Source organism: Cupriavidus sp. 207A1 (assembly GCF_057798955.1).
Window position 1 is genome coordinate 15,873 of record NZ_JBYOJO010000025.1, and the last position, 23,195, is coordinate 39,067.

At 68.0% G+C, this 23,195-nt stretch carries 20 protein-coding genes and 1 tRNA gene; 11 read left to right on the top strand and 10 right to left on the bottom strand.

The features are described from left to right. Positions 1–124: 124 nt before the first annotated feature. From clpX to mnmC, 4 genes are all read right to left on the bottom strand, one after another. A complete protein-coding gene (gene clpX, locus AC3FMM_RS30420) occupies positions 125–1,402 on the bottom strand; it encodes an ATP-dependent Clp protease ATP-binding subunit ClpX (protein ID WP_115680086.1) in 1,278 nt (425 codons plus the stop codon). Between the two features lie 251 nt (positions 1,403–1,653). Next, entirely contained in the window at positions 1,654–2,304 is a 651-nt protein-coding gene (clpP, locus tag AC3FMM_RS30425; protein ID WP_011615108.1) for an ATP-dependent Clp endopeptidase proteolytic subunit ClpP, read from the bottom strand. Positions 2,305–2,403: 99 nt separating this feature from the next. Beyond that, on the bottom strand, positions 2,404–3,759 hold the full coding sequence (gene tig, locus AC3FMM_RS30430) for a trigger factor (RefSeq protein ID WP_115709188.1): 1,356 nt from the start codon (positions 3,757–3,759) through the stop codon (positions 2,404–2,406). Positions 3,760–3,989: 230 nt separating this feature from the next. Continuing rightward, on the bottom strand, positions 3,990–5,963 hold the full coding sequence (mnmC, locus tag AC3FMM_RS30435) for a bifunctional tRNA (5-methylaminomethyl-2-thiouridine)(34)-methyltransferase MnmC2/FAD-dependent 5-carboxymethylaminomethyl-2-thiouridine(34) oxidoreductase MnmC1 (RefSeq protein WP_414249304.1): 1,974 nt from the start codon (positions 5,961–5,963) through the stop codon (positions 3,990–3,992). Between the two features lie 146 nt (positions 5,964–6,109). Between mnmC and AC3FMM_RS30440 the strand changes: the two genes are divergently transcribed. Continuing rightward, positions 6,110–6,967, top strand: coding sequence for a 23S rRNA (adenine(2030)-N(6))-methyltransferase RlmJ (locus AC3FMM_RS30440; RefSeq protein ID WP_115680083.1), 858 nt, complete (start codon positions 6,110–6,112; stop codon positions 6,965–6,967). Here the strand turns inward: AC3FMM_RS30440 and AC3FMM_RS30445 are convergent. Continuing rightward, complete coding sequence (locus AC3FMM_RS30445) at positions 6,942–7,310, bottom strand: VanZ family protein (RefSeq protein WP_115709186.1); 369 nt, start codon at positions 7,308–7,310, stop codon at positions 6,942–6,944. The two genes, AC3FMM_RS30440 and AC3FMM_RS30445, sit on opposite strands and share 26 nt — an antisense overlap. A 244-nt stretch (positions 7,311–7,554) precedes the next feature. On the opposite strand from AC3FMM_RS30445, the gene AC3FMM_RS30450 reads away from it, so the two are divergent. Then, positions 7,555–7,641: transfer RNA gene (locus AC3FMM_RS30450), tRNA-Leu, on the top strand. A gap of 263 nt (positions 7,642–7,904) precedes the next feature. Beyond that, positions 7,905–8,345, top strand: coding sequence for a hypothetical protein (locus AC3FMM_RS30455; protein ID WP_115709184.1), 441 nt, complete (start codon positions 7,905–7,907; stop codon positions 8,343–8,345). Between the two features lie 42 nt (positions 8,346–8,387). Here the strand turns inward: AC3FMM_RS30455 and AC3FMM_RS30460 are convergent, their stop codons facing one another. Both AC3FMM_RS30460 and AC3FMM_RS30465 read right to left on the bottom strand, forming a co-directional pair. Continuing rightward, positions 8,388–11,501, bottom strand: a complete 3,114-nt coding sequence (locus AC3FMM_RS30460) for an efflux RND transporter permease subunit (RefSeq protein ID WP_488688163.1) — start codon at positions 11,499–11,501, stop codon at positions 8,388–8,390. 4 nt (positions 11,502–11,505) lie between these two features. Then, entirely contained in the window at positions 11,506–12,708 is a 1,203-nt protein-coding gene (locus tag AC3FMM_RS30465) for an efflux RND transporter periplasmic adaptor subunit (RefSeq protein ID WP_488688165.1), read from the bottom strand. A gap of 415 nt (positions 12,709–13,123) precedes the next feature. Between AC3FMM_RS30465 and hpnD the strand changes: the two genes are divergently transcribed. Further along, the gene (gene hpnD, locus AC3FMM_RS30470; RefSeq protein ID WP_111519829.1) at positions 13,124–13,960 is read left to right on the top strand and encodes a presqualene diphosphate synthase HpnD; all 837 of its coding nucleotides are present in this window, start codon (positions 13,124–13,126) and stop codon (positions 13,958–13,960) included. 50 nt (positions 13,961–14,010) lie between these two features. Continuing rightward, positions 14,011–15,273, top strand: a complete 1,263-nt coding sequence (locus tag AC3FMM_RS30475; RefSeq protein WP_488688168.1) for a Zn-dependent hydrolase — start codon at positions 14,011–14,013, stop codon at positions 15,271–15,273. Here AC3FMM_RS30475 and AC3FMM_RS30480 read toward each other — a convergent pair. Further along, positions 15,270–15,617, bottom strand: coding sequence for a hypothetical protein (locus AC3FMM_RS30480; RefSeq protein WP_115680077.1), 348 nt, complete (start codon positions 15,615–15,617; stop codon positions 15,270–15,272). The genes AC3FMM_RS30475 and AC3FMM_RS30480 overlap by 4 nt on opposite strands. A gap of 313 nt (positions 15,618–15,930) precedes the next feature. Here AC3FMM_RS30480 and ompR point away from each other — a divergent pair, with 313 nt between their 5' ends. From ompR to AC3FMM_RS30510, 6 genes are all read left to right on the top strand, one after another. Beyond that, the gene (ompR, locus tag AC3FMM_RS30485) at positions 15,931–16,653 is read left to right on the top strand and encodes an osmolarity response regulator transcription factor OmpR (RefSeq protein ID WP_010810107.1); all 723 of its coding nucleotides are present in this window, start codon (positions 15,931–15,933) and stop codon (positions 16,651–16,653) included. A 24-nt stretch (positions 16,654–16,677) separates the two neighbouring features. Beyond that, a complete protein-coding gene (locus AC3FMM_RS30490; RefSeq protein WP_115709177.1) occupies positions 16,678–18,027 on the top strand; it encodes an ATP-binding protein in 1,350 nt (449 codons plus the stop codon). 202 nt (positions 18,028–18,229) lie between these two features. After that, complete coding sequence (locus AC3FMM_RS30495) at positions 18,230–19,534, top strand: MFS transporter (RefSeq protein WP_115709176.1); 1,305 nt, start codon at positions 18,230–18,232, stop codon at positions 19,532–19,534. A 264-nt stretch (positions 19,535–19,798) separates the two neighbouring features. Beyond that, positions 19,799–20,347, top strand: a complete 549-nt coding sequence (locus AC3FMM_RS30500) for a peroxiredoxin (protein WP_092317241.1) — start codon at positions 19,799–19,801, stop codon at positions 20,345–20,347. A 105-nt stretch (positions 20,348–20,452) separates the two neighbouring features. After that, positions 20,453–20,974 (top strand): carboxymuconolactone decarboxylase family protein, encoded by a 522-nt coding sequence (locus tag AC3FMM_RS30505; RefSeq protein WP_010810111.1) that lies wholly within the window; start codon positions 20,453–20,455, stop codon positions 20,972–20,974. 180 nt (positions 20,975–21,154) lie between these two features. Next, a complete protein-coding gene (locus AC3FMM_RS30510; RefSeq protein ID WP_115680074.1) occupies positions 21,155–21,727 on the top strand; it encodes a GNAT family N-acetyltransferase in 573 nt (190 codons plus the stop codon). A 2-nt stretch (positions 21,728–21,729) separates the two neighbouring features. Here AC3FMM_RS30510 and ispF read toward each other — a convergent pair whose 3' ends face one another. Both ispF and ispD read right to left on the bottom strand, forming a co-directional pair. Further along, positions 21,730–22,239 carry a 2-C-methyl-D-erythritol 2,4-cyclodiphosphate synthase gene (gene ispF, locus AC3FMM_RS30515; RefSeq protein WP_115706715.1) on the bottom strand — a complete coding sequence of 170 codons (510 nt, stop codon included), beginning with the start codon at positions 22,237–22,239 and terminating at the stop codon, positions 21,730–21,732. 4 nt (positions 22,240–22,243) lie between these two features. Next, the gene (gene ispD, locus AC3FMM_RS30520; RefSeq protein ID WP_326348306.1) at positions 22,244–22,984 is read right to left on the bottom strand and encodes a 2-C-methyl-D-erythritol 4-phosphate cytidylyltransferase; all 741 of its coding nucleotides are present in this window, start codon (positions 22,982–22,984) and stop codon (positions 22,244–22,246) included. Between the last annotated feature and the right edge of the window lie 211 nt (positions 22,985–23,195).

Below are 23,195 nucleotides of genomic sequence, written 5' to 3' on the forward strand. Positions count from 1 at the left end.
CCCGCGTTTCCTCCCTCTCGTCGGTAGAAATAAACAAAAAAAGCCGCTCGCTTCTACGCGAACGGCCTTTTTCGACCTGCTGCCCGTGTGGTGCCGACCTCTGACCACTCTGGCAGGCCTCGCGTCAGTTAGACCCTGCCACCTTGGGCTGCTGCTCTTCGTACATCAGCAGCGGCGGTGCATCGCCGTTGATCGTATTTTCATCGATCACCACCTTTTGCACGCCCTTGTAATTAGGCAAGTCATACATGACGTCCATCAGCGACTGCTCCAGGATCGAGCGCAGCCCGCGGGCACCGGTCTTGCGGCGGATCGCCTTGCGCGCGATGGCGCTCAGCGCACCGGGACGGATTTCGAGCTCGACGCCTTCCATCGCCAGCAGCTTCTGGTATTGCTTGACCAGCGCATTCTTGGGCTCGACCAGGATCTGCATCAGCGCGGCCTCGTCCAGCTTGGCCAGCGTCGCCACCACCGGCAGGCGGCCGATCAGTTCGGGAATCAGGCCGAACTTGATCAGGTCTTCCGGCTCGGTCTGCGGCAGCACCTCGCTGACGTCGCGTTCTTCCTTGCTCTTGACCTGCGCGGCAAAGCCGATGCCGGTCTTGTCCGAGCGCTGCATGATGACCTTCTCGAGGCCATCGAAGGCGCCGCCGCAGATGAACAGGATGTTGGTCGTGTCCACCTGCAGGAAGTCCTGGTTCGGATGCTTGCGGCCACCCTGCGGCGGCACCGATGCCATGGTGCCTTCGATCAGCTTGAGCAGGGCCTGCTGCACGCCTTCGCCGGACACGTCGCGCGTAATCGACGGGTTGTCCGACTTGCGCGAGATCTTGTCGATCTCATCGATGTAGACGATGCCGCGCTGCGCCTTCTCGACTTCGTAGTTGCAGTTCTGCAGCAGCTTCTGGATGATGTTCTCGACGTCCTCGCCGACGTAGCCGGCTTCGGTCAGCGTGGTCGCGTCGGCGATCACGAACGGCACGTTCAGCAGGCGCGCCAGCGTCTGCGCGAGCAGCGTCTTGCCCGAGCCGGTGGGCCCGATCAGCAGGATATTGCTCTTGGACAGCTCGACGTCATCCTTCTTGCCGAGGTGCTTGAGGCGCTTGTAATGGTTGTAGACCGCCACGGCCAGAATCTTCTTGGCCTGTTCCTGGCCGATCACATACTGGTCCAGGCTTTCGCGGATCTCGTGGGGCGTGGGCAGGTCGGAGCGCGCGGCCGTGGCGGCGTCTTTCTCGGATGCCGTGGCCTCGTCGCGAATGATCTCGTTGCACAGGTCGATGCACTCGTCGCAAATGAACACCGACGGGCCGGCAATCAGCTTCTTGACCTCATGCTGGCTCTTGCCGCAGAAGGAGCAGTACAGAAGCTTTTCGCTGGATGAACCTTTTTTGTCCGCCATAGGAATCAGTCACTTTTGCAGTGCGCACACCGCGGGGCGACAGGCTCCTCGGCGATACGCTTCAAACGCATCATACGCCAAAACAATTGGCACCACCGGCGGTTCCCCCCGGCTGTGGGGCCAAGGCCCCGTTTCACAGGTTCCGATGCAAAAAACGAGGCATGGGGCCTCGTTCCGGTATAGCCTTCGCCATTTGGGCCCAGCCAGCGTGGCAGGCCGCCGTTGCACCATGGCCACGGCGGCGCGCCGCATCAGCCGCGGCGGGCGAGAACCTTGTCGATCAGGCCGTAGTCGACCGCCTGGTCGCCGCTCATGAAGTTGTCGCGATCGGTGTCGCGGGCAATCTTCTCGACCGGCTGGCCGGTCACTTCCGACAGGATGGTGTTGAGCCGCTCGCGCAGGTACAGGATCTCGCGCGCCTGGATCTCGATATCCGAGGCCTGGCCGCGCGCGCCGCCCAGCGGCTGGTGGATCATGATGCGCGAGTTGGGCAGCGCCGAACGCTTGCCCTTGGCACCCGCCGCCAGCAGGAAGGCGCCCATGCTGGCCGCCATGCCCATGCACAGCGTCGACACGTCCGGCTTGATGAACTGCATGGTGTCGTAGATGGCCAGCCCCGCCGACACCGAACCGCCCGGCGAGTTGATGTACAGGGACACGTCCTTGTCGGGGTTCTCGCTTTCCAGAAACAGCAGCTGTGCCACCACCAGGTTGGCGGTCTGGTCGTTGACCTCGCCCACCATGAACACCACGCGCTCCTTCAGCAGGCGCGAGTAGATGTCATAGGCGCGCTCGCCCCGGCCGGACTGCTCGACGACCATCGGCACCAGCCCCAGGCCCTGGGTTTCCAGTGCCGAAGCCTGCGTGGTGGCGAGACGGTCAAGCAAATCATTGCGGGTCATGCATGTTCTCCATGGATTCGTCGGATCGCAAGGCAATCCGGGTAACTCGGGAAGTTCCGGCCCCGCACCGTGGCGCGGGGCTGCCGGTCACTTCCGGCCTCAGGCTTGCTGCGCGTTGCCTTCGGCGGTGAGTTCCTCGAAGGACACCTTCTTGTCGGTGACCTTGGCCTTGCCGCACACGAAATTTACCACGTTGTTTTCGAGCACGTAGGCTTCCATTTCGGCCAGGCGCTGCTGGTCGCCGTAGTACCAGCGCATGACTTCCTTCGGGTCCTCGTAGCTCTTGGCGAAGTCCTCGATCTCGGCCTTGATCTGGTCGGCCTTGGCTTCCAGGCCGTTGGCCTTGACGATCTCGGCCAGGATCAGGCCCAGCTTGACGCGGCGCTCGGCCTGCTGCGCGAACATCTCGGCCGGGATCGGCATGTCCTTGGCGTTGGGCATGCCACGCTGCTCGAGGTCGCGGCGGGCCATTTCCACCAGGCGCTCCTGGTCCTGCTCGATCAGGGCCTTGGGCACGTCCAGCTCGCTGGCCTTCAGCAGCGCTTCCATGACCTGGTCCTTCAGCATGGCGTGCGTGCGGCGCTTCACTTCGCGCTCGAGGTTCTCGCGGATGTCGGCGCGCATCTTGTCGACGCTGCCGTCGGCGATGCCGAGCGACTTGGCGAAGGCTTCATTCACTTCCGGCAGGTGGGCCCACTCGATCTTCTTCAGGGTCACGGTGAACTCGGCGGTCTTGCCGGCCACTTCCTTGCCGTGGTAGTCGGCCGGGAAGGCCAGCGGGAAGGTCTTGCTTTCGCCGACCTTCAGGCCCAGCGCGGCCTGCTCGAACTCGGGCAGCATGCGGCCTTCGCCCAGCACGAACGGGAAGTCCTCGGCCTTGCCGCCGGCGAACTCTTCGCCGTCGATCTTGCCGACGAAGTCCAGCGTCACGCGGTCGCCGTTCTGCGCGGTGACGTCGGCACCGCCGTCGCCATGCTCGCCGGCTTCGCCGCGGGCGTGGTAGTGCACACGCTGCTTGCGCAGGATGTCGATGGTCTTGTCGACTTCGGCATCGGTGATTTCAGTGCCGGTGCGGGTGACTTCGGCAGCCGACAGGTCACCGATCTTCACTTCCGGGTACACCTCGAAGGTGGCGTCGAAGGCGACTTCGTCCTCGCCCACGCCTTCGTTCTTGATCTCGAACTTGGGCTGGCCGGCAACCTTGACGTCCTGTTCCTTGGTGATGTCGAAGAACTTGCGTGCGGCCTTGTCGAAGCGCACTTCGAACTCGACCTGCTGGCCGTACTGCTTCTCGACCATCTTCATCGGCACCTTGCCCGGACGGAAGCCCGACATCTTCACGGTCTTCGACAGGCGAACCAGGCGCTCCTGCTTTTCCTTCTCCACTTCGGCCTTGGGGATGGCCAGGGTCACCTTGCGGTCCAGCTTGCCGAGGTTCTCAATCACGTTCGACATGGTCGTAGATCCAATCCAGAAATGTAGTTGTGTTCGTAGGTGCTGCCGTCTTGTACGCGTACCGCCCGCTTTACCGCCACGGCGCCGTCACCAGAGGACGGCCAGGGCAGCGCACCGGCGAACGGAAAGCTCCGCGCAAACGGAAAACGGGGATTATCGCACGGTTTTGATTCGCTTCCGGCAGATTTTGCCCGGAACGCGCCCCGCCCCCGCTGCCTGGCCGCGCCGCGCTACGCCGCCTGCCCATGGCGCAGCGCGCGCAGCAGCAGGCGTGCCGGATCCACCGCATCGGCCAGGTCCGACTCCAGCGGCAGCGGCTCGCCTTCGATCTGGCTGGCCAGCAGTTCCGCGCCCAGCGCGGCCCAGGTAAGGCCGCGCGAGGCATAGGCCAGCGCCGCATAGAGCCCGGGCTGGCGCGGCAGGTCGCGCAGGTGCGCGCCGCGCAGCGACGCGGCCTGCGCCACCGCGGCGGCCTCGTCCGGCACTTGCCCGATCAGCGGCAGCCGGTTGTGCGTGACCGTGCGCACGCCGACATAGCCCGACACGTTGGCGGGATCGATCGCGGCCACCGCGTCGGCCTGGCCGGGCAGCAGCCCGGCCAGCCGGGCCAGGTTGGCGGCGTGGACCGCCGGCTGCGCCACCAGCGGACCGACATCTTCGTCATAGCTCGAGCCGACGCGCCCGCTGCCGTCGGCGGCACGCGGCAACAGGTAGCCGGCACCGGTCACCACGCAGTCGGGCCAGCCGCCGAGCGCGTCGACCTGCGCGGCCGCGAGCGTGGTCAGCTGTCCGCGCACGCGCCGCAGGGTCCAGTGTTGCTGGGGCAGCAGTTGCTGTGCCTCGTGTGCGTTGGCCAACACCAGTACCGGTGCCGACGCCAGCACGGCGCCGCCCGGCGCCAGCGCCCGCCATTGCCCGTCGACGCGCGCGATCGCGCCGACCCGGCAGCCGAAGCGCGTCGCCACCGCCTCGCCGGCGCGCGCAAGCTGCGCCGCGCAGATGTCCGGCGGCGCCACCCATCCGCCCAGCGGGAACCACAGACCGCCGCGCGGCACGCCGGCGTGGTGCGCCGAGGCCGCCTCATCAGCGCTCATCCAGCGCACGAAATCCTGCGGCAAGCCCATGGCGTCCAGCGCCGCGCGCTGGGCCTCGCCCTCGGCCTCGTCCGCGCCGATCTGCAGCACGCCGCAGCCGTGCCAGCCGACCGCGTGCCCGGCCTCGGCCAGCGCCGCCCAGGCGCGCAGCGCGTACTGGTTGCCGGCGCGCGACAGCCGCGACAGCAGGCTGTCGTCGGCCGACACATGCGCATGCATGGCCGCGGCGCGATGCGCCGAGGTCTGCCGCGCCGGCCCGTCATGGGCATCGAACAGGGTCACGCGCCAGCCGCGCGCGGCCAGGCGCTCGGTCACGGCGCAGCCGGCCAGTCCGGCGCCGATCACGATGGCATGGCGCTCGGCCCATTGCGCCGGCAGCGGCGGCGCGTGGCGACGCGATTTCCATTGCGGGCGAAAGCGCGCGACGGTCATGTCGCGCTTGCCGCCAAAACCGGGGACCTTGGCGACCTCGAAGCCGACCTCCTTCAGCCCGCGCCGCACAAAGCCCGCGGCGGTATACGTCGCCAGCGTGGCACCGGGACGCGCCAGCCGCGCCAGGCCGCGGAACACCGGCACCGACCACATCTCGGCATTGCGCGCCGGCGAGAAGCCGTCCAGATAGAAGGCATCTGCCCCCGCGGCCAGCCGCGGCAGCATCGCTTCGGCATCGCCCAGCGCCAGCGTCAGCACCACGCGGCCCTGGTCGAACGCGAGCCGGTGCAGGCCCGGCAGCGCCAGCGGCCATTGCGCCTGCAGCGCCTGCGCCAGGGGCTGCAACGCCTCCACGCTGGCATGCAGTTGCGCCAGCCCGTCGCGCGTGAACGGATGCTTTTCGATCGAGACGAAGTGCAACGTGCCGCAGCGCTGCGGATGGTCGCGCCACGCCTGCCAGGTCGCGAGGAAATTCAACCCCTGGCCGAAGCCGGTCTCGACGATGACGAACTGCCGTTGCCCGGCCCACGCATCCGGCAAGCCATTGCCGCCGAGGAAGACATGGGCGGCCTGCGCCAGGCCGCCTTCGGTGCTGTGGTAGACGTCGTCGTAGCGGGGCGAATACGGGGTGCCCTGGGCGGACAGGATGGGCTCGGCGGGCTCGAGTGCGCGCGGCATGGGACAGGAAATTCGAAAGCGGAATGCCCCGGACGCAGCGTCGGGAGCGTGGCAGGGGCGACTCGCGGCGGATGGTAGCATAGCGGCCTTTCCGCGGACGCCGCCGTCTGCCCCGAATCTTGCGCCGCCAGGGCGCCCTGCTCCACATGCTCAGCTATCGTCACGCCTTCCATGCCGGCAATCACGCCGATGTCCTCAAGCACGCCGTCGTGGTGCAACTGCTGGAGCACCTGACGCAGAAGGACAAGGCGTTCTGGTACATCGACACCCATGCCGGCGCCGGCCTCTATGCGCTGGACCACGCCTACGCGCAGAAGAAGGCGGAATTCGAGACCGGCATCGCGCCGCTGTGGCGCGCCGCGGCAAGCGGCACCCCGCTGCCGCCGATGCTGGACGAATACCTGGACCAGGTGCGCGCGCTCAACCCGGACGGCAACCTGCGCCACTACCCGGGCTCGCCCTGGCTGGCCTGGCAAATGCTGCGCGAGCACGACCGCCTGCGGCTGTTCGAGCTGCACAGCACCGAGATCCAGGTGCTGCGCGACAACTTCCGTGGCGCCGGCCGCCGCGTGATGCTGTACGACGGCGACGGCTTCGGCGGCATCAAGGCGATCCTGCCGCCGCCGCCGCGGCGCGCGCTGGTGCTGGTCGATCCGTCGTACGAAGACAAGCAGGACTACGCGCGCACCGTGCAGACCGTGCGCGACGGGCTGGAGCGTTTTGCCACCGGCGTCTATGCGGTGTGGTACCCGCAGGTGCAGCGGCGCGAGGCAGTGCAGTTGCCGGTGCAGCTGCAGGGCCTGCCGCTCAAGAGCTGGCTGCACGTGACCCTGACGGTCAAGCGCCCGGTCGAGGGCGGCCTGGGCCTGCACGGCAGCGGCATGTTCATCGTCAACCCGCCGTGGCGGCTGCAGGAATCGCTGCGCCAGGCCATGCCCGTGCTGGTCGACCTGCTCGGCCAGGACGACGGCGCCGGCTTTACGCTCGAAGCCGAGGAGCGCTGAGCCGGCGCACCAGCCAGTCCAGCGCCATGGCCGCGGCCACGCCGACCGTGTCGGCGAGCAGGTCGAGCCAGTCGGCCTCGCGGTAGCCGGTCTGCCCTTGCAACAGCTCGATCACGCCGCCATACGCGACCAGGCCCAGCCATAGCGGCCAGCCACGCGCGGCGTAGGCGCGAGCGCCCAGCAGGCCCAGCAGCGCAAACCCGAGCGCGTGGTTGGCCTTGTCCCAGCCAGTGGTCGGCAGCGGCTGCGTCGGCGGCATCAGCGACAGCGCCAGCACGGCGGCGGCGCAGGCCCAGAACAGCAGGCGCCAGCGCAGCGGGGTCAGGGTCGGAACGGCAATCATGGGCGGGGACCAAGGTCTGGAAAGCCGACAATATAGCCGCACGGGCCCGCCGGGGCGCGCAGTCGCCACGGGGCTGGATTCCCCCCGCGCCTTGCGCTACAATCCGCAACCTCGTTGCACTGCGGGCTGCCTGCGGCAGATCCGGCAAGAAGACGGCAAAGGCGGGCACTTCCAGCCGCCTTTTTTGCTTTCGTCTCCGGCAACGAGCATCGCGGCCGCCCGCCCGGGCAGCGCCGCAAGGACCGCGAGGGTGGCGAAATTGGTAGACGCACCAGGTTTAGGTCCTGACGCCAGCAATGGTGTAGGGGTTCGAGTCCCCTCCCTCGCACCACCCGCCCGACAAGTGGCGGGCTGACAACCTCCCCCCAAAAAAGACTTCGATTGACATCGATCGGCCATGCGGCAACCGCTGCGTGTCGAAGCGACGACGCGCGCGTTTGCGCCGATTCGCGGCGCTTGGCGCAGGTGGTAGAACACCTGAGTGGCAGCGCCTTTCGCGGACCCGTGCGGCGATCTATGCTGAAGATGTCGGAGCCGCCGTGCGCACTGCGCAGGTGGTGCCCGGCATGATCACCTCAGCCCCGCGGAGGGCATATGAAATTCCCTGCCTTGCTGTTGGCAGCGTCGATGGCCGCTGGCTGGACATCGCTCGCACAGGCCGCCGGATGCCAGTACGACATGCAGTGCAAAGGTGAGCGGATCTGCCACCACGGGCAATGCGTCTATCCCGAAGTGGAAGAGTCCGCCGAAGCGGGCGGTCCGCCAAAGTCCGGTGCTGCCGCAGCGGCTGCCGTGCCGGCGGCGGAGGTGACTCCGGTACCGACCACTTCGGTAACCCCGAGCGCCCCAGCCACGATAACCGGGACCACTATCAAACGCAGCCCCTACCCGCCACCGCCGCGCGGCTGCTGCACCGTGGCCGGCAAGCTGAAGCTGTCGCCGGCCTCGGCGTCGGATACCAGCCTGGCCAGCGGCGACGCATGCCAGGGGCTGACCGCCTCCGGCAAGCCGGTTCCCGGCACGATCTGCAACTAGGCGCACGCCTGGTGACGTAGCGCAGGACCCTGGCGCCGGCCGTCACACGGCCACGGCGCCCGGTCCGTCTTCGGGCCGCCGCACGCGGAACCAGGCCGCGTACAGCGCCGGCAGGAACAGCAGCGTCAGCACCGTGGCGATGATCAGCCCGCCCATGATGGCCACCGCCATCGGCCCCCAGAACATCGAGCGCGACAGCGGGATCATCGCCAGCACGGCCGCGGCCGCCGTCAGGATGATCGGGCGGAAGCGGCGCACCGCGGCTTCGACGATCGCAGTCCATTGCGGCACGCCGGCGCGGATGTCCTGCTCGATCTGATCGACCAGAATCACCGAGTTTCGGATGATCATGCCAAGCAGCGCGGTGATGCCCAGCTGCGCCACGAAGCCCATCGGCGCCCGCAGCAGCAATAGCGTGGCCGCGGCGCCGATCAGCCCGAGCGGGCCGGTCAGGAACACCATCGCCGCGCGCGAGAAGCTGTGGAGCTGCAGCATCAGCAGCGTGAAGATGATGAAGATGCACAGCGGCAGCTGCGCCGCGATCGAGGCCCCGGCCTTGCCGCTCTCTTCTTCCGCCCCCGCCACGGTGATGCGGTAGCCCGGCGGCAGCTGCGCGCGCAGCGCGTCCAGCTTCGGGTTGATCTGCGCGGTGACGGTCGGGCCCTGGATGCCGTCGACCACGTCGGCCTGCACGGTCACGCCGAAGTCGCGGTTCTCGCGCCAGACCACGCCGGGCTCGGCGCGCAGCGTCACGCGTGCCACCTGCGTCAGCGGCACTACGCGGCCGGTGTTGGTCGGCACCAGCATGTTGTTAAGGTCCGAGATTGCATCGCGCTCGTTGCGCGGCGTGCGCATCAGGATGTCGATCAGCTTGTCGCCGTCGCGGTATTGCCCTACCGGCACGCCGCTCAGCACCGTCTGCGTGACGCGGGCGATGGCCTGCGTGGTCACGCCCAGCGCGCGCGCCTTGTCCTGGTCGATCTCCAGGCGCAGCATCTTGACGTTCTCGTTCCAGTTGTCGTTGACGCCGACGGTGTTGGGGTTGGCGCGCATCTCGGCCTTGACCTGGTCGGCCAGCCGGCGCACGGCGGCGGCGTCCGGGCCGATCACGCGGAACTGCACCGGATAGGCCACCGGCGGCCCGTTGGGCAGCAGCTTGACGCGCCCGCGCAGGTACGGGAACTCGGCATCGAGCAGCTGGATGACACGGCGGCGCAGCGCGTCGCGCACTTCGGTGCTGGCCGGCATCACGATCACCTGCGCCACGTTGGACTGCGGGAAGATCTGGTCCAGCGGCAGGTAGAAGCGCGGCGCGCCGGTGCCGACGAAGGTGGTCAGGCTGGCGACGTCGCGGTCCTTGCCGATCCGTTGCTCGAAGCGCTTGGCTTCGGTCTCCATCTGGGCGAAGCTGGTGCCCTCCGGCATCCACAGCTCCACCATCAGTTCCGGGCGGCTGGAATCCGGGAAGAACTGCTTCTCGACGAACTTGAAGGCGTAGATGCCCAGCGCGAAGGCCACCAGCGTGATCGCGATCACCAGCTTGCGCCAGGTGACGCACCAGTCCACCAGCCGGCGGAAGCGCGCGTAGAACGGCGTGTCGAAGACCTCGTGGGCCTCGCCCGCGCCCGGGCCGCGGGTCTTGAGCAGCAGGTAGCCCAGGTAAGGTGTGAAGTAGACCGCCGCCAGCCACGACAGCACCAGCGCCAGCGCCGTCACCGCGAAGATGGCGAAGGTGTACTCGCCCACCGTCGAACGCGCCAGTCCCACCGGCAGGAAGCCGGCCGCGGTGATCAGGGTGCCGGTCAGCATCGGCATCGCGGTCGAGGTATAGGCAAAGGTGGCGGCCTCCATCTTGGAGAAGCCCTCTTCCAGCTTGCGCACCATCATCTCGACCGCGATGATGGCGTCGTCGACCAGCAGCCCCAGCGCCACGATCAGCGCGCCCAGCGAGATCTTGTGCAGGCCGATGCCGAAGATGTTCATGAACAGGAACGTCACCGCCAGCACCAGCGGGATGGTCAGCGCCACCACCAGCCCGGGGCGCACATCGAGCCGCAGCGGCCGCGTGTGCAGCCCAAGCGAGACGAAGCTCACCGCCAGCACGATCACCACTGCCTCGATCAGCACCCGCACGAACTCGCCGACCGAGCGCTGCACCGCCTCGGGCTGGTCCTGCACCTGGTCCATCTCGATGCCCACCGGCAACTGGCCGCGCAGCCGCTCGAAGGCGCTGCGCAGGTTCTTGCCCAGCTCGATGATGTCGCCGCCCTTCTGCATCGAGATACCGAGCCCGATTACGTCCTTGCCGTTGAAGCGCATGCGCTGCTGGGTAGGGTCGACATAGCCGCGGTATACGTGCGCGATGTCGCCCAGGCGGATATTGGCGATGCCGTTGGGCCCGCGCAGCACCAGGTTCTCCAGGTCTGCCACGCTGGCGAACTGGCCCGACAGGCGCACCTGCAGGTTGTCGCTCGGGGTCACCAGCACGCCGCTGCCGGTCAGGTTGTTCTGCTGCGAGATCTGGTCGGCGATGGCGTTGATGTCCAGCCCCAGCTGGGCAAAGCGCGCCTGGTTGAACTCGATGTAGACCTTCTCGTCCTGCAGTCCGATCAGCGAGACCTTGGCCACCGACGGCACGCGCAGCAGTTCCTGGCGCACCAGGTCGGCATATTCGCGCAGCTCCTTGTAATTGAAGCCATCGGCCGAGAGCGCGTAGATGGTGCCGTAGACGTCGCCGAACTCGTCGTTGAAGAACGGCCCGCGCACGCCGGCCGGCAGGGTCTGCTGGATGTCGCCGATCTTCTTGCGCACGGTGTACCAGACCTGCGCGGTCTCCTTCGCGGGCGAGGTGTCCTTGAGCTGGAAGATCACCGTGGTCTCGCCGGGCTTGGAGAAGCTGCGGATCTTGTCCGCATAGGGCACTTCCTGCAGCTGGCGCTCGATCTTGTCGGTGACCTGGACCGCGATCTGCTCGGCGGTGGCGCCGGGCCAGAAGGCCTGCACCACCATCACGCGGAAGGTAAACGGCGGGTCCTCGTCCTGGCCGAGCTGAAAGAATGCCAGCAGGCCGCCGAGCAGCAGCACCACCAGCAGGTAACGGGTCAGCGGCTGGTGTTCCAGCGCCCAGCGCGACAGGTTGAAGCGGGAATGGTCCATCCGCTCACCCCTGCTTCGGGGTGGCGGCCGCTGCCGACGCCGGCGCGACCGTCTGCAGCGGTCGCACCTTCTGCCCCGGGCGCAGCAGGTGCGCGCCCGCGGTGACGATGGTCTGGCCCGGCGCCAGGCCCTGGCGCACTTCGATGTCATTGCCGAAGGCTTCGCCCAACGTCACGGCCACTGGCTTGACCGTGCCCGACGCGGCATCGTAGATCCAGACCATGTCGCGGCCCTGCTCCTGCAGCAGCGCGGTCAGCGGCACGCGCAGCGCCGGCGCGGCGCCGTTGCGAACGAAGGTCACCACCGCGGTCATGCCCAGCTTGAGGTCGGCGGGCGGATTGGGCACGCTTACGCGGGTGGCGTAGGTACGCGTGACCGGGTCGGCCGCGGCGGCGATCTCGCGCACGCGGCCGGGCAGCGCGCGCTGCGGCTCGGCCCAGGTATGGACGGTCACCTCGGTCAGCCCGCGCAGCAGGCCGACCTGGTCCTCGGGCAGGCCGATCGCGACTTCCTTCTCGGCGGTCTGCGCCACCCGCACCACCGGCTGGCCAGGGGTGACCACCTGGCCCACCTCGGCGTCGATGGCGGTGACCACGCCGTCGGCGTCGGCATGCAGCACGGCATAGGCGGTCTGGTTGGACTGGCTGCGCAGCCCGGCCTGCGCCTGGCGCAGCCGCGCTTCGGCGGCGTCGAAACTGGCCTGGCGCCGGTGCTGCTCGGCGGCGCTGATAAAGCCCTTCGCGAACAGGTCGTTGTAGCGCTTCAGGTCGGCCGCGGCGAGGTCGCGATCGGTGCGGGCGGCCTCGAACTGCGCGCGCGAGCCCGCTTCGGCCAGCGACAGGTCGGCGGGATCGAGCCGGGCCAGCGGCTGTCCCTTGCTGACCACGGCGCCGACGTCCACCAGCCGCGCCGCGATCTTGCCGCCGACGCGGAAGCCGAGCCGCGACTCCACGCGCGGGCGCACGTCGCCGGAAAACTCGAAGGCGGTCTTGCCACTGTGCGGACTGAGCTGCATCATGCGCACCGGGCGGATCTCCGGCGCGGGCTCGGGCGCCTTGCCGCAGCCGGCCAGGACCAGCGCACCGGCCAGCGACAGCGCCGCCACGACCGGGCCGGGGCGCCTGGCCTGCCGCTGCGGCGTGGTGACGACGGAGGTGACAGAGGAATCTGCAGCCGCAACTTCCGGCACTTGGCAAAGCACTGGCATCGGTAGGCAACGAGTCGGAATGGGTACAACTGCTGGGCGGGCCGCGCTCCACCATGGTTCACGCCGCCCGATCGGGCGCGCCGAGGTGGCAGCCTGACGCAGGCCGGCGGGCAGCCGGCGGGTGTCCGGAAGCCGGCACGGGCACTAAATAACTTGCCGGTCAGTAATATAACGACCGCCCCGGGGTGCGTCAAACGGCAGGCGACGAAACGCCTGGAATGAAGCTTCAAGCGGCGCTACAGGGTGGCGAACCGCGCCGGACGCGCGCGGGCCAGCCCGGCCGCGGTGCTACAATCCGGCGCGCCGGCGGCGCACCGCGACGCGGCTGCCCCCATCGGCCTGGCACCCCGCTTATCCGGCGCGGTTCCCCAGCGGTTCCCCAGCGGTTTCCCCACTTCTTCGACCCGAGACCGGCGTGACGCCCGATCAGTATTGCCAAGAGAAAGTCGCCCAGAGCGGCTCGAGCTTCTATTACAGCTTCCTGTTCTTGCCGGCCGAGCGCCGCCGCGCGATCACCGCGCTGTACGCGTGGTGCCGCGAAGTCGACGACGTGGTCGACGACACCCATGACGCCGGCCTGGCGCACCAGCAGCTCGACTGGTGGCGTGCCGAGCTGCGCCGCCTGTTCGACGGCGCGCCGACCCACCCCACTACCCAGGCCCTGCAGCCGCATGTCGCCAGCGCCGGCCTGAGCCAGGCCGAGATGGCCGAGGTGCTGGAGGGCATGGAAATGGACCTGACCCAGACCCGCTACCTGGACGAGGCCGGCCTGGCGCGCTACTGCCACTGCGTGGCCGGCGTGGTCGGCACGCTGAGCGCGCGCCTGTTCGGCTACACCGATCCGCAGACGCTGGTCTTTGCCGAAAAGCTGGGCCAGTCGCTGCAGCTGGTCAATATCCTGCGCGATGTCGGCGAGGACGCCCGGCGCGGGCGCATCTACCTGCCGGTCAATACCTTGCAGCAGTTCCAGGTGCCGGCTTCCGAGATCCTGAAGGGCGAGCATTCCGGTCGCTTTGTCGCGCTGATGCAGTACCACGCCGGCCGGGCCCGCGCGCTGTACCATGAGGCGCTCGCGCTGCTGCCGCGGCAGGACCGTCGCGCCCAGCGCGCCGGCCTGCTGATGGGCGCGATCTACCACGCGCTGCTCGACGAACTCGAAGCCAGCCAGTTCCAGGTGCTGAACCAGCGCATTGCGCTGACGCCGCTGCGCAAGTTGTGGATCGCCTGGAAGACCTGGGTGCGCAACAGCTAGCGCGCGGACTACGCCGCCTTTTCCGACCACCTGTCCCAAGCCGTACCGCCATGACGCAGACCTCCGCCTCCCTCGGCGACACCATCCTCGCCCATGCCGACGAACTCGCCCGTTTCTCCGACATGGAGGGCGGCCTGACCTGCGCCTACCTGACGCCCGCCCACCGCTCTGCGCAGGCCCTGCTGGCGCAGTGGATGGAAGCCGCCGGCATGCAGGTGCGCATCGATGCCATCGGCAATGTCATCGGCCGCTATGCCGCCGATCCCGCAGTGCGTGACGCGCGCGTGCTGCTGACCGGCTCGCATTTCGACACCGTGCGCAATGGCGGGCGCTATGACGGCCGGCTTGGCATCCTGCTGCCGATCGCCGTGCTCGGCGCGCTCAACCAGGCCGGCATCCGCCTGCCCTATCACGTCGACGTGGTGGCCTTCGCCGAGGAAGAAGGACTGCGCTTCAAGACCAGCTTCCTGGCCAGCAGCGTGCTGGCCGGCCGCTTCGACGCCGCGCTGCTCGAACGTCAGGACGCCGACGGCGTAACCCTGCGCGAAGCGCTGGCCGCATCCGGCCTGCCCGGCGCCGGCGAGCTGCAGGCGCTGCGCGACGCGGCGCTCGATCCGGCGTCGCTGCTGGGCTTTGTCGAAGTGCATATCGAACAGGGTCCGGTGCTGCTGCACCATGAGCTGCCGTTGGGCGTGGTCACGCAGATTGCCGGCAGCAGCCGTTTCTCGGTGCGCGTCGAAGGCGTGGCCAGCCACGCCGGCACCACGCCGATGGGCATGCGCCGCGACGCCGCGGCGGGCGCGGCCGAAATGATCCTGCTGGTGGAGCAGCGCTGCGCGGCGGCGCCGACGCTGGTCGGCACCGTCGGCCAGTTGCAGGTGCCGGACGGCTCGAGCAATGTCATCCCCGCGGCCTGCACCTTTTCGATGGATATTCGCGCCGGCGAGGATGCCATCCGCGAGGCCGCTATCGCCGACATCGTCGCCGGCATCGCGCAGATTGCCGAACGCCGCGGCCTGAGCGCGCAGGTGGAGCGCGTGCCGCCGGTCAACAACGCGCCGTGCGCGCGCCGGCTGATGGATCAGTTCGGGGCGGTGCTGAAAAAGCGCGGGCTGCAGGCGTTCGAGCTGCCGTCAGGGGCCGGCCATGACGCCATGATGATGCAGCGGGTCACCGACGTGGCGATGCTGTTCGTGCGCTGCGGCAACGGCGGCATCAGCCACAACCCGCTGGAGACCATCACCGCCGAAGATGCGCAGCTGGCCGCGGAGGTTTTCGTGGATTTCCTACGCCACTTCCAGCCGCGCGGCTAGCCGCCCTGGTAGATGTCGCGTCCGAAGTCGTAGAGATTCTTGCGCAGCCGGCGGCGTTCGTCCGGCGACAGCCGCGAGCCGCCGCGTTCCTCGCCGCGCCGGCGCTCGGCCTCGCGCTGTTCGGTGCGGTGGCGCTCGGCACGGGCGCGCGCTTCGCGCTGGCTGTTGCCCGGGTCGCTCGCCTGCGCCGACGGATAGCGCTTGAGCAGGTTGGCCATACCCGCCGATTGCGCCAGTGCCGTCCCGCCCGGCATGCACAGCGCCAGCACGGCCAGCGCCAGCGCAAGGCATGCGCCGGCGATACCATGCTGCGGATGCCCGTGCCGGGTTCGGTTCACTTTCATTGATAATGGCGGTCTTGGCTTCGCGAAAAGGCAGTGGTTGGACTGCCTGTTGGACTGCCTGAAGCCGGGAATTCCGGTACCCCGTCCGGCACCGCGCCCTCTGCAAGCATTGCGCCAGCTGGCGCTGGACGGGCTGGCGGAAGCCGTGGAGCGTCCGGCGAAAATGCGCGGAAAACCGCCGCGCACGGCGCCGAAATGGACGGATTGCGCAGTGTAATCGCACGATTGATGCACACTGCCATACCACGGGGTAAAGTATGTAACGTTTTGTTAAGCCATTTTGAGCGAAAGCGATAGTCGCTAAGATACCGCCATGGAAAATACCAGCCACAAGATTCTTGTCGTCGACGATGACCCGCGTCTGCGCGATCTGCTGCGCCGCTATCTGGGCGAACAGGGTTTTACCGTGCTGGTGGCGGAGAACGCCACCGCGATGAACAAGCTCTGGCTGCGCGAGCGTTTCGACCTGCTGGTGCTGGACCTGATGATGCCCGGCGAAGACGGCCTGTCGATCTGCCGCCGGCTGCGCGGCGCCAATGACCAGACCCCGATCATCATGCTCACCGCCAAGGGCGAGGACGTGGACCGCATCGTCGGCCTGGAGATGGGCGCGGACGATTACCTGCCCAAGCCGTTCAACCCGCGCGAGCTGATCGCGCGCATCCATGCGGTGCTGCGCCGCAAGGGCCCGGCCGAAGTGCCAGGCGCCCCGTCGGAAACGCCCGAGACCTTTGCCTTCGGCGACTTCGTGCTGAACCTGGCGACGCGCACGCTGACCAAGAACGACGAAGAGATCACGCTGACCACCGGCGAGTTCTCGGTGCTGAAGGTGTTCGCGCGCCATCCGCGCCAGCCGCTGTCGCGCGAGAAGCTGATGGAAATGGCGCGCGGCCGCGAATACGAAGTATTCGACCGCAGCCTGGACGTGCAGATCTCGCGCCTGCGCAAGCTGATCGAGCCGGATCCCAGCAACCCCCGTTTCATCCAGACGGTATGGGGCCTGGGCTACGTCTTCATTCCCGATGGCGTGAAATAACCGATTGCGGCCGCTGTTCCTATCGTGGCGACCGTAATCGGCCGTACCGCAACGCGGTTCTTTGGTTCGCTGTTCTGGCGGACCTTCATGCTGATCGCCCTGCTGCTGGCCATCTCGCTGGGCATCTGGTTCCAGAGCTACCGGCTGTTCGAACGCGCCCCGCGCGCGCAGCAGATCGCCATGCAGGTGGTCAGCGTGGTCAAGCTCACGCGCGCCGCGCTGCTCTATTCCGATCCCGCGCGGCGTCGCTTCCTGTTGCTGGACCTGGTGCAGAACGAAGGCATCAAGGTCTATCCGCGCGAGAAGGACGACGACTTCGCCGCGCCCACCGCCAACCCGTTCCTGACCTCGCTGGTGCAGCAGGAGATCCGCAGCCGCCTGGGCGAGGACACCGTGCTGGCCACCACCGTCAACGACATCCCCGGCGTGTGGGTCAGCTTCGAGATCGAGGGCGATGACTACTGGGTCGCGATCAGCCCGGAACGCTTCGAGCGCGTGCCCGGCATCCAGTGGCTGTGGTGGAGTATCGCCGCGCTGCTGCTGTCGATCATCGGCGCGGCCTTTATCACCGCGCGCGTCAACTACCCGCTCAAGCGGCTGGCCAACGCCGCGCGCGCCATCGGCGCCGGCGGCGATCCGCCGCCGCTGCCCGAGCATGGCGCCAGCGAAGTGGCGCTGGCCAACCACAGCTTCAACCAGATGGTGCGCGACCTGCGCCAGCTCGACGACGACCGCGTGGTGATGCTGGCCGGCATCTCGCATGACCTGCGCACGCCGCTGACGCGGCTGCGGCTGGAAACCGAGATGTCGCCGATGGACGGCACCACGCGCGACGCCATGATCGCCGACATCGAGCAGATGGACGCCATCATCGGCCAGTTCCTCAATTACGCCCGCCCGCCGCTGGAGACAGTCGAGCCGGTGGACCTGTCGGCGCTGGTGCACGATGCGGTCGGCGTCTATGCCGCCCACGACGACGTGCGCGTGCATGTGCGCGCGAAGGAGCCGGTGATGGCGGTGGCCAACCGCATGGAAGTGCAGCGCATCCTCGACAACCTGGTCGAGAACGCGCGCCGCTATGCCAAGGACGAGCAGACCGGCATGGCGGTGGTGGAAATCTCCACGCGCGTGGATGACAAGGAAGCCGTGCTGACCGTGGCCGACCACGGCAACGGCGTGCCCGACGGCCAGCTGTCGCTGCTGACGCGGCCGTTCTACCGGCTCGACGCCGCGCGCAGCGAGGCCAAGGGCGCCGGGCTGGGCATGTCCATCGTCAACCGCATCATGCAGCGCAACGGCGGCCGGCTGCTGCTGGCCAACCGCGCCGCGCCGGCCACCGGCCTGGTGGTCAGCGCATGCTTCCGGCGCGCCTGAGCGGCGCACTGACAGGTTTTCGACAGCCGCTGATAGCTTCCTGAAAGGCATTTGACAGGGCAATGACAGGGGCGCGGCGCACACTGGCGCCCGTCAGGCCCGCGGCAACTCCCCTCCCACATGGCGCGGCCCGCGCGCGCCTGGCTGATACCTCCCGAGAATCATGCCGCCGGATCGCACCGGCGGTGACTGAGAGACAGCCATGTCAGAGACCACCGCAGCGTCCGCCGGCTCGCAGCACGGGTTCCGCACCGTGTTTCGCGTCGTCAGCGGCAACTTCCTGGAAATGTACGACTTCATGGTGTACGGCTTCTACGCCGCCGCCATTGCCAGGACGTTCTTCCCGAGCGGCAACGAGTTTGCCTCGCTGATGCTTTCGCTCGCCACCTTTGGCGCGGGCTTCCTGATGCGGCCGCTGGGCGCGATCGTGCTGGGCGCGTATATCGACCACCATGGCCGCCGCAAGGGGCTGATCATGACGCTGGTGCTGATGGCCATGGGCACGCTGCTGATCGCCTGCGTGCCGGGCTATGCCACCATCGGCGTGGCCGCGCCGCTGCTGGTGCTGGCCGGCCGGCTGCTGCAGGGCTTTTCCGCGGGGGTGGAGCTGGGCGGGGTCTCGGTCTACCTGTCCGAGATCGCCAAACCCGGGCGCAAGGGCTTCTATGTCGCATGGCAATCGGGCAGCCAGCAGGTGGCGGTGATCTTCGCCGGCTTGCTCGGCGTGATCCTGCACGCCACGCTGGCGCCGGCGCAGATGGACGAATGGGGCTGGCGCATCCCGTTCCTGGTCGGCTGCCTGATCGTGCCGTTCCTGTTCCTGATCCGCCGTTCGCTCGAAGAGACCGAGGCCTTCAAGGCGCGCAAGCACCGCCCGGCGATCGGCGAGATCTACCGCTCGATGCTGCAGAACTGGCGCATCATCCTGGCCGGCTGCATGATGGTGGTGATGACCACGGTGTCGTTCTACATGATTACCGCGTACACGCCGACCTTCGGCAAGACCGTGCTGAAGCTGGACGACACCGACAACCTCATCGTCACCATGTGCGTGGGCCTGTCCAACTTCATCTGGCTGCCGCTGATGGGCGCGCTGTCGGACCGGGTCGGGCGCAAGCCGCTGCTGCTGGGCTTCACGGTGGCGACGCTGCTGACCGCGTATCCGGCGGTGTCGTGGCTGGTGGCCGAGCCGTCGTTCGCGCGGCTGCTGATGGTGGAGCTGTGGCTGTCGTTCCTGTATGGCAGCTATAACGGCGCGATGGTGGTGGCGCTGACCGAGATCATGCCGCCCGCGGTGCGCACCACCGGCTTCTCGCTGGCCTACAGCCTTGCGACCGCGCTGTTCGGCGGCTTCACGCCGGCGATCTCGACCTACCTGATCCACGCCACCGGCAACAAGGCCGCGCCCGGGCTGTGGCTGATGTTCGCCGCGCTGTGCGGGCTGGTTGCCACGCTGGTGATCTTCCGCGCGCGCCGCGGCAGCGAGGCGGCGATGCAGGCGGCTTGATTTCCCCGTAACCGTCACCAAGTTGCCATGTACGGTGTCATCGTGCATGGCATACTGCCCCATCGGATCGGCGGGGCTGGCGCGACGACGCGCCACATGCTTTGCCTATCGGGCCGTTTGAGAATATCAATTAGCCCGGGCCCGGATGATGACGCATAATCACGTTTTGTCGCGGTACGCCGCCGCAGCAGCCGACTCACCGGTCCCACGCCGGGGCACGCGGCAGCGGCACCGCTCTCATTGCAACCGTATCAGGAGAAGTCTATGAAGACCGTTGGTGACAAGCTCGAAGCCTTCCACGTCGTCGGTGTCAAGCCGGGTTTCAACAATCACGAAGAGAACGGCCAGTCGGCTTTCGAAGACATCACTGAGAAGTCGTTCGAAGGCAAGTGGAAGATCATCTACTTCTACCCGAAGGACTTCACCTTCGTGTGCCCGACGGAAATCGTGGCCTTCGCCAAGCTGAATGGCGACTTCGCCGACCGCGATGCGATCGTGCTGGGCGGCTCGACCGACAACGAGTTCGTCAAGCTGGCATGGCGCCGCGAACACAAGGACCTGAACAAGCTGAACCAGTGGCAATTCGCCGACGTGACCGGTTCGCTGATCGACCAGCTGGGCGTGCGTGACCACGCCGCCGGCGTTGCCCTGCGCGCGACCTTCATCGTCGACCCGGAAAACACCATCCAGCACGTTTCGGTGAACAACCTGAACGTCGGCCGCAACCCGGACGAAGTCCTGCGTATCCTGGACGGCCTGCAAACGGACGAGCTGTGCCCGTGCAACCGTGCGGTTGGTGGCGCCACGCTGTAATTTCTGACCGTCGCCAGACGCCGTGGCGATCCGCGGAGGGCCCCGCCCTCCGCATCGAAACCCGCTTGCGCGGGTTTTTTGAGCCCTGATCGATAGGAGAAATAAATGGAATTCCTCAGCACGATTAAGAATCTTATCCCCGACTACGCCAAGGACATCCGCCTGAACGTCGACGGCACCATCGCCCGTTCCTCGCTGGAAGGCAACGATGCGGTCGGCGTGGCGCTGGCGGCGGCATTCGCGGCGCAGAGCAAGGTGCTGGTGGACGCCATCCGCAATGCCGGCGTGCTGTCGCCCGAGGAAACCAACGGCGCGCTGACCGCGGCCGCGCTGATGGGCATGAACAACACCTGGTATCCGTATGTCGAGATGGCCGACGATCCGGACCTGGCCAGCCAGCCGGCCGGGCTGCGCATGAACGCCTACGCCACCCATGGCGGCGTGGACAAGCGCCGTTTCGAGATGTACGCGCTGGCCGCATCGATCGTGGGCAAGTGCCACTTCTGCGTGAAGTCGCACTACCAGCTGCTGAAGAATGAACAGGGCATGACCGCGCAGCAGCTGCGCGACGTCGGCCGCATTGCCGCGGTGATCGTGGCCGCGGCCAACGTGATCGCGGCCCAGTAAGGCATCCGCGCGCCCCCGCGCCCTCCCTGGCGGCCCGGCAACGGGCGCCGTAGCACAACAGCCGGCAGCTTCCCATCGGAACTTGCCGGCTGTCCCCATCCTGCAACCGTCATGGCCGCATCCTGCGCGGGCGCGGCGATCCGCCTACAATCCAGGCAGGATCCGCACTTTCAGCCTGCCATGACCCTGCCTTCGCCGACTTCCCCCCGCTTCCATTACCGCCTGGCGGCGGTGCATGACTGGGGCGATATCGCCGCCGTCACGCAACAGGCCTACGGGCAATACGAGCTCGCCATCATGGAAGATTGCCGCGCCTCGTTCCAGCGCGGCATGCAGGCCGTGCTGGCGACCAGCCACCCGGACATGGAATGGTGGGTGGCGGAGACCGATCACGGCATCATGGGCGCGGTGCTGTTCTGCCACCCGGGCGCGACACTGCCGGCGCTGGACGGCAGCACCATCACCCTGACCCAGCCCGAAGCACGGCTGCTGTCGGTCAGCCCGCAGGCGCGCGGCCTGGGGCTGGGCCGCACGCTCATGCAGATCTGCATCCAGCGCGCGCGCGATATCGGCGCGTCGACGCTGGTGGTGCGCACCATGCCCGAAATGGCGTCGGCCAACCGCCTGTGCCAGCAAATGGGATTCACCAAGCGCACCGAGGCCGGCGCACGCAGCGGCGCGATGGCGCGGCTGATCGACTACACCTACGCCATCCCGCCCGAAGACACCGCGGCGGACACGCCGCGCGCCTGAGTTCAGTCCTGCGCGTCCGCCACCGAGGCGCGCCAGAGCAACACCGCGGCCTGCGCCACGATGCCTTCCTGGCGGCCTTCGAAGCCCAGCTTCTCGTTGGTCTTGGCCTTGACGTTGCAGCGCCCGCGCGCAATCGCCAGGTCTTCGGCCAGGTTGGCCACCATGGCGCCGATATGCGGCGCCAGCTTGGGCGCCTGCGCGATCACCGTGGCGTCGACATTGCCGATCTCATAGCCGGCCTCGCGCACGCGGCGTGCCGCCTCGCGCAGCAGCGCGCGGCTGTCGGCGCCAGCGAAGCGTGCGTCGGTGTCGGGGAAATGACGGCCGATATCGCCCAGCGCGGCCGCGCCGAAGAGCGCGTCGGTGACCGCGTGCAGCAGCGCATCGGCATCGGAATGGCCCAGCAGGCCGCGGTCGTGCGGGATCTCGACCCCACCCAGGATCAGCTTGCGGCCGGGCACCAGCGCGTGGACGTCATAGCCCTGTCCCACCCGGATATCGAAAGGCATCATGCGGTCATGCTCCTTTGGCGTGGCTGCCCAGCAGCACTTCGGCCAGCGCGAAGTCCTCCGGGTAAGTCACCTTGAAATTGCGCAGCGAGCCGTTGACCAGCCGCGGATGCAAGCCCAGGCGCTCGATCGCGCTGGCCTCGTCGGTCACCACCGCGCCGGCCGCCATGGCGTCCTGCAGCGCCTGGCGCAGCACGCCCAGGCGGAACATCTGCGGCGTCTGGGCCTGCCACAGCCCTTCGCGCGGCACCGTGGCGCCGATACGGGCATCGTCCTGGGCCCGCTTCAGCGTATCCGGCACCGGCACCGCCAGGATGCCGCCGATGGCGGCGTCGGGATCGTCGTCGCCGTCGCTTTCCACCGCGCGCACCAGCGCGTGGATCATCGCCGGGGTCAGGCCCGGGCGCGCGGCATCGTGCACCAGCACCCAGTCGGCGTCGGTCGCGCCCAGCTGCGCCAGGTGGTGCAGGCCCGCCAGCACCGAGGCATGGCGGCTGTCGCCGCCGACAAAGGCGGTATCGAAGCGCAGCCCGGCAAAGGCGGCCGCGCCGAAGCGCGATTCCAGCGGCATGTCGTCGGGGGCCAGTACCAGCGCGCTGGCGCTGATGGCGTCGCACGCCGAGAACGCCGCCAGCGCGTACCAGATCATCGGCCGGCCGGCCACGGTCTGGTATTGCTTGGGCACGGCGCCGCCGGCACGGCTGCCGGTACCGGCACAGGGAATCAGGGCAAAGCGGCGAGCGGACACAGGATCGGCGTGGAGTGAAAAGAAGCGCGGGACTGCCGGCCGGCCCGGCCAATGGTGCGGCACCACGGGCGGCTGCGGGACAACCGGTGCGCATTCTATAATACGGCCCTTGCCGGTCGCCATGCCGCTTCGCCGTAACCGGCAGGGCGCCACCGGCACCTGGAGTCCCCGGTTCCGACCCCCGCCCGCAATGCCGGCGGGGCGTCGTCGT

What these genes read in the sequence shown, in the direction of transcription:
- AC3FMM_RS30475 (WP_488688168.1), top strand. Translation starts at nt 14,011, where the DNA reads ATGACGCAGACCTCCGCCTCCCTCGGCGACACCATCCTCGCCCATGCC.
- AC3FMM_RS30445 (WP_115709186.1), bottom strand. Translation starts at nt 7,310, where the DNA reads ATGATTGCCGTTCCGACCCTGACCCCGCTGCGCTGGCGCCTGCTGTTC.
- clpX (WP_115680086.1), bottom strand. Translation starts at nt 1,402, where the DNA reads ATGGCGGACAAAAAAGGTTCATCCAGCGAAAAGCTTCTGTACTGCTCC.
- AC3FMM_RS30440 (WP_115680083.1), top strand. Translation starts at nt 6,110, where the DNA reads ATGCTCAGCTATCGTCACGCCTTCCATGCCGGCAATCACGCCGATGTC.
- AC3FMM_RS30500 (WP_092317241.1), top strand. Translation starts at nt 19,799, where the DNA reads ATGAAGACCGTTGGTGACAAGCTCGAAGCCTTCCACGTCGTCGGTGTC.
- AC3FMM_RS30495 (WP_115709176.1), top strand. Translation starts at nt 18,230, where the DNA reads ATGTCAGAGACCACCGCAGCGTCCGCCGGCTCGCAGCACGGGTTCCGC.
- AC3FMM_RS30455 (WP_115709184.1), top strand. Translation starts at nt 7,905, where the DNA reads ATGAAATTCCCTGCCTTGCTGTTGGCAGCGTCGATGGCCGCTGGCTGG.
- mnmC (WP_414249304.1), bottom strand. Translation starts at nt 5,963, where the DNA reads ATGCCGCGCGCACTCGAGCCCGCCGAGCCCATCCTGTCCGCCCAGGGC.
- AC3FMM_RS30460 (WP_488688163.1), bottom strand. Translation starts at nt 11,501, where the DNA reads ATGGACCATTCCCGCTTCAACCTGTCGCGCTGGGCGCTGGAACACCAG.
- tig (WP_115709188.1), bottom strand. Translation starts at nt 3,759, where the DNA reads ATGTCGAACGTGATTGAGAACCTCGGCAAGCTGGACCGCAAGGTGACC.
- AC3FMM_RS30505 (WP_010810111.1), top strand. Translation starts at nt 20,453, where the DNA reads ATGGAATTCCTCAGCACGATTAAGAATCTTATCCCCGACTACGCCAAG.
- AC3FMM_RS30465 (WP_488688165.1), bottom strand. Translation starts at nt 12,708, where the DNA reads ATGCCAGTGCTTTGCCAAGTGCCGGAAGTTGCGGCTGCAGATTCCTCT.
- ompR (WP_010810107.1), top strand. Translation starts at nt 15,931, where the DNA reads ATGGAAAATACCAGCCACAAGATTCTTGTCGTCGACGATGACCCGCGT.
- clpP (WP_011615108.1), bottom strand. Translation starts at nt 2,304, where the DNA reads ATGACCCGCAATGATTTGCTTGACCGTCTCGCCACCACGCAGGCTTCG.
- ispF (WP_115706715.1), bottom strand. Translation starts at nt 22,239, where the DNA reads ATGATGCCTTTCGATATCCGGGTGGGACAGGGCTATGACGTCCACGCG.
- AC3FMM_RS30510 (WP_115680074.1), top strand. Translation starts at nt 21,155, where the DNA reads ATGACCCTGCCTTCGCCGACTTCCCCCCGCTTCCATTACCGCCTGGCG.
- AC3FMM_RS30480 (WP_115680077.1), bottom strand. Translation starts at nt 15,617, where the DNA reads ATGAAAGTGAACCGAACCCGGCACGGGCATCCGCAGCATGGTATCGCC.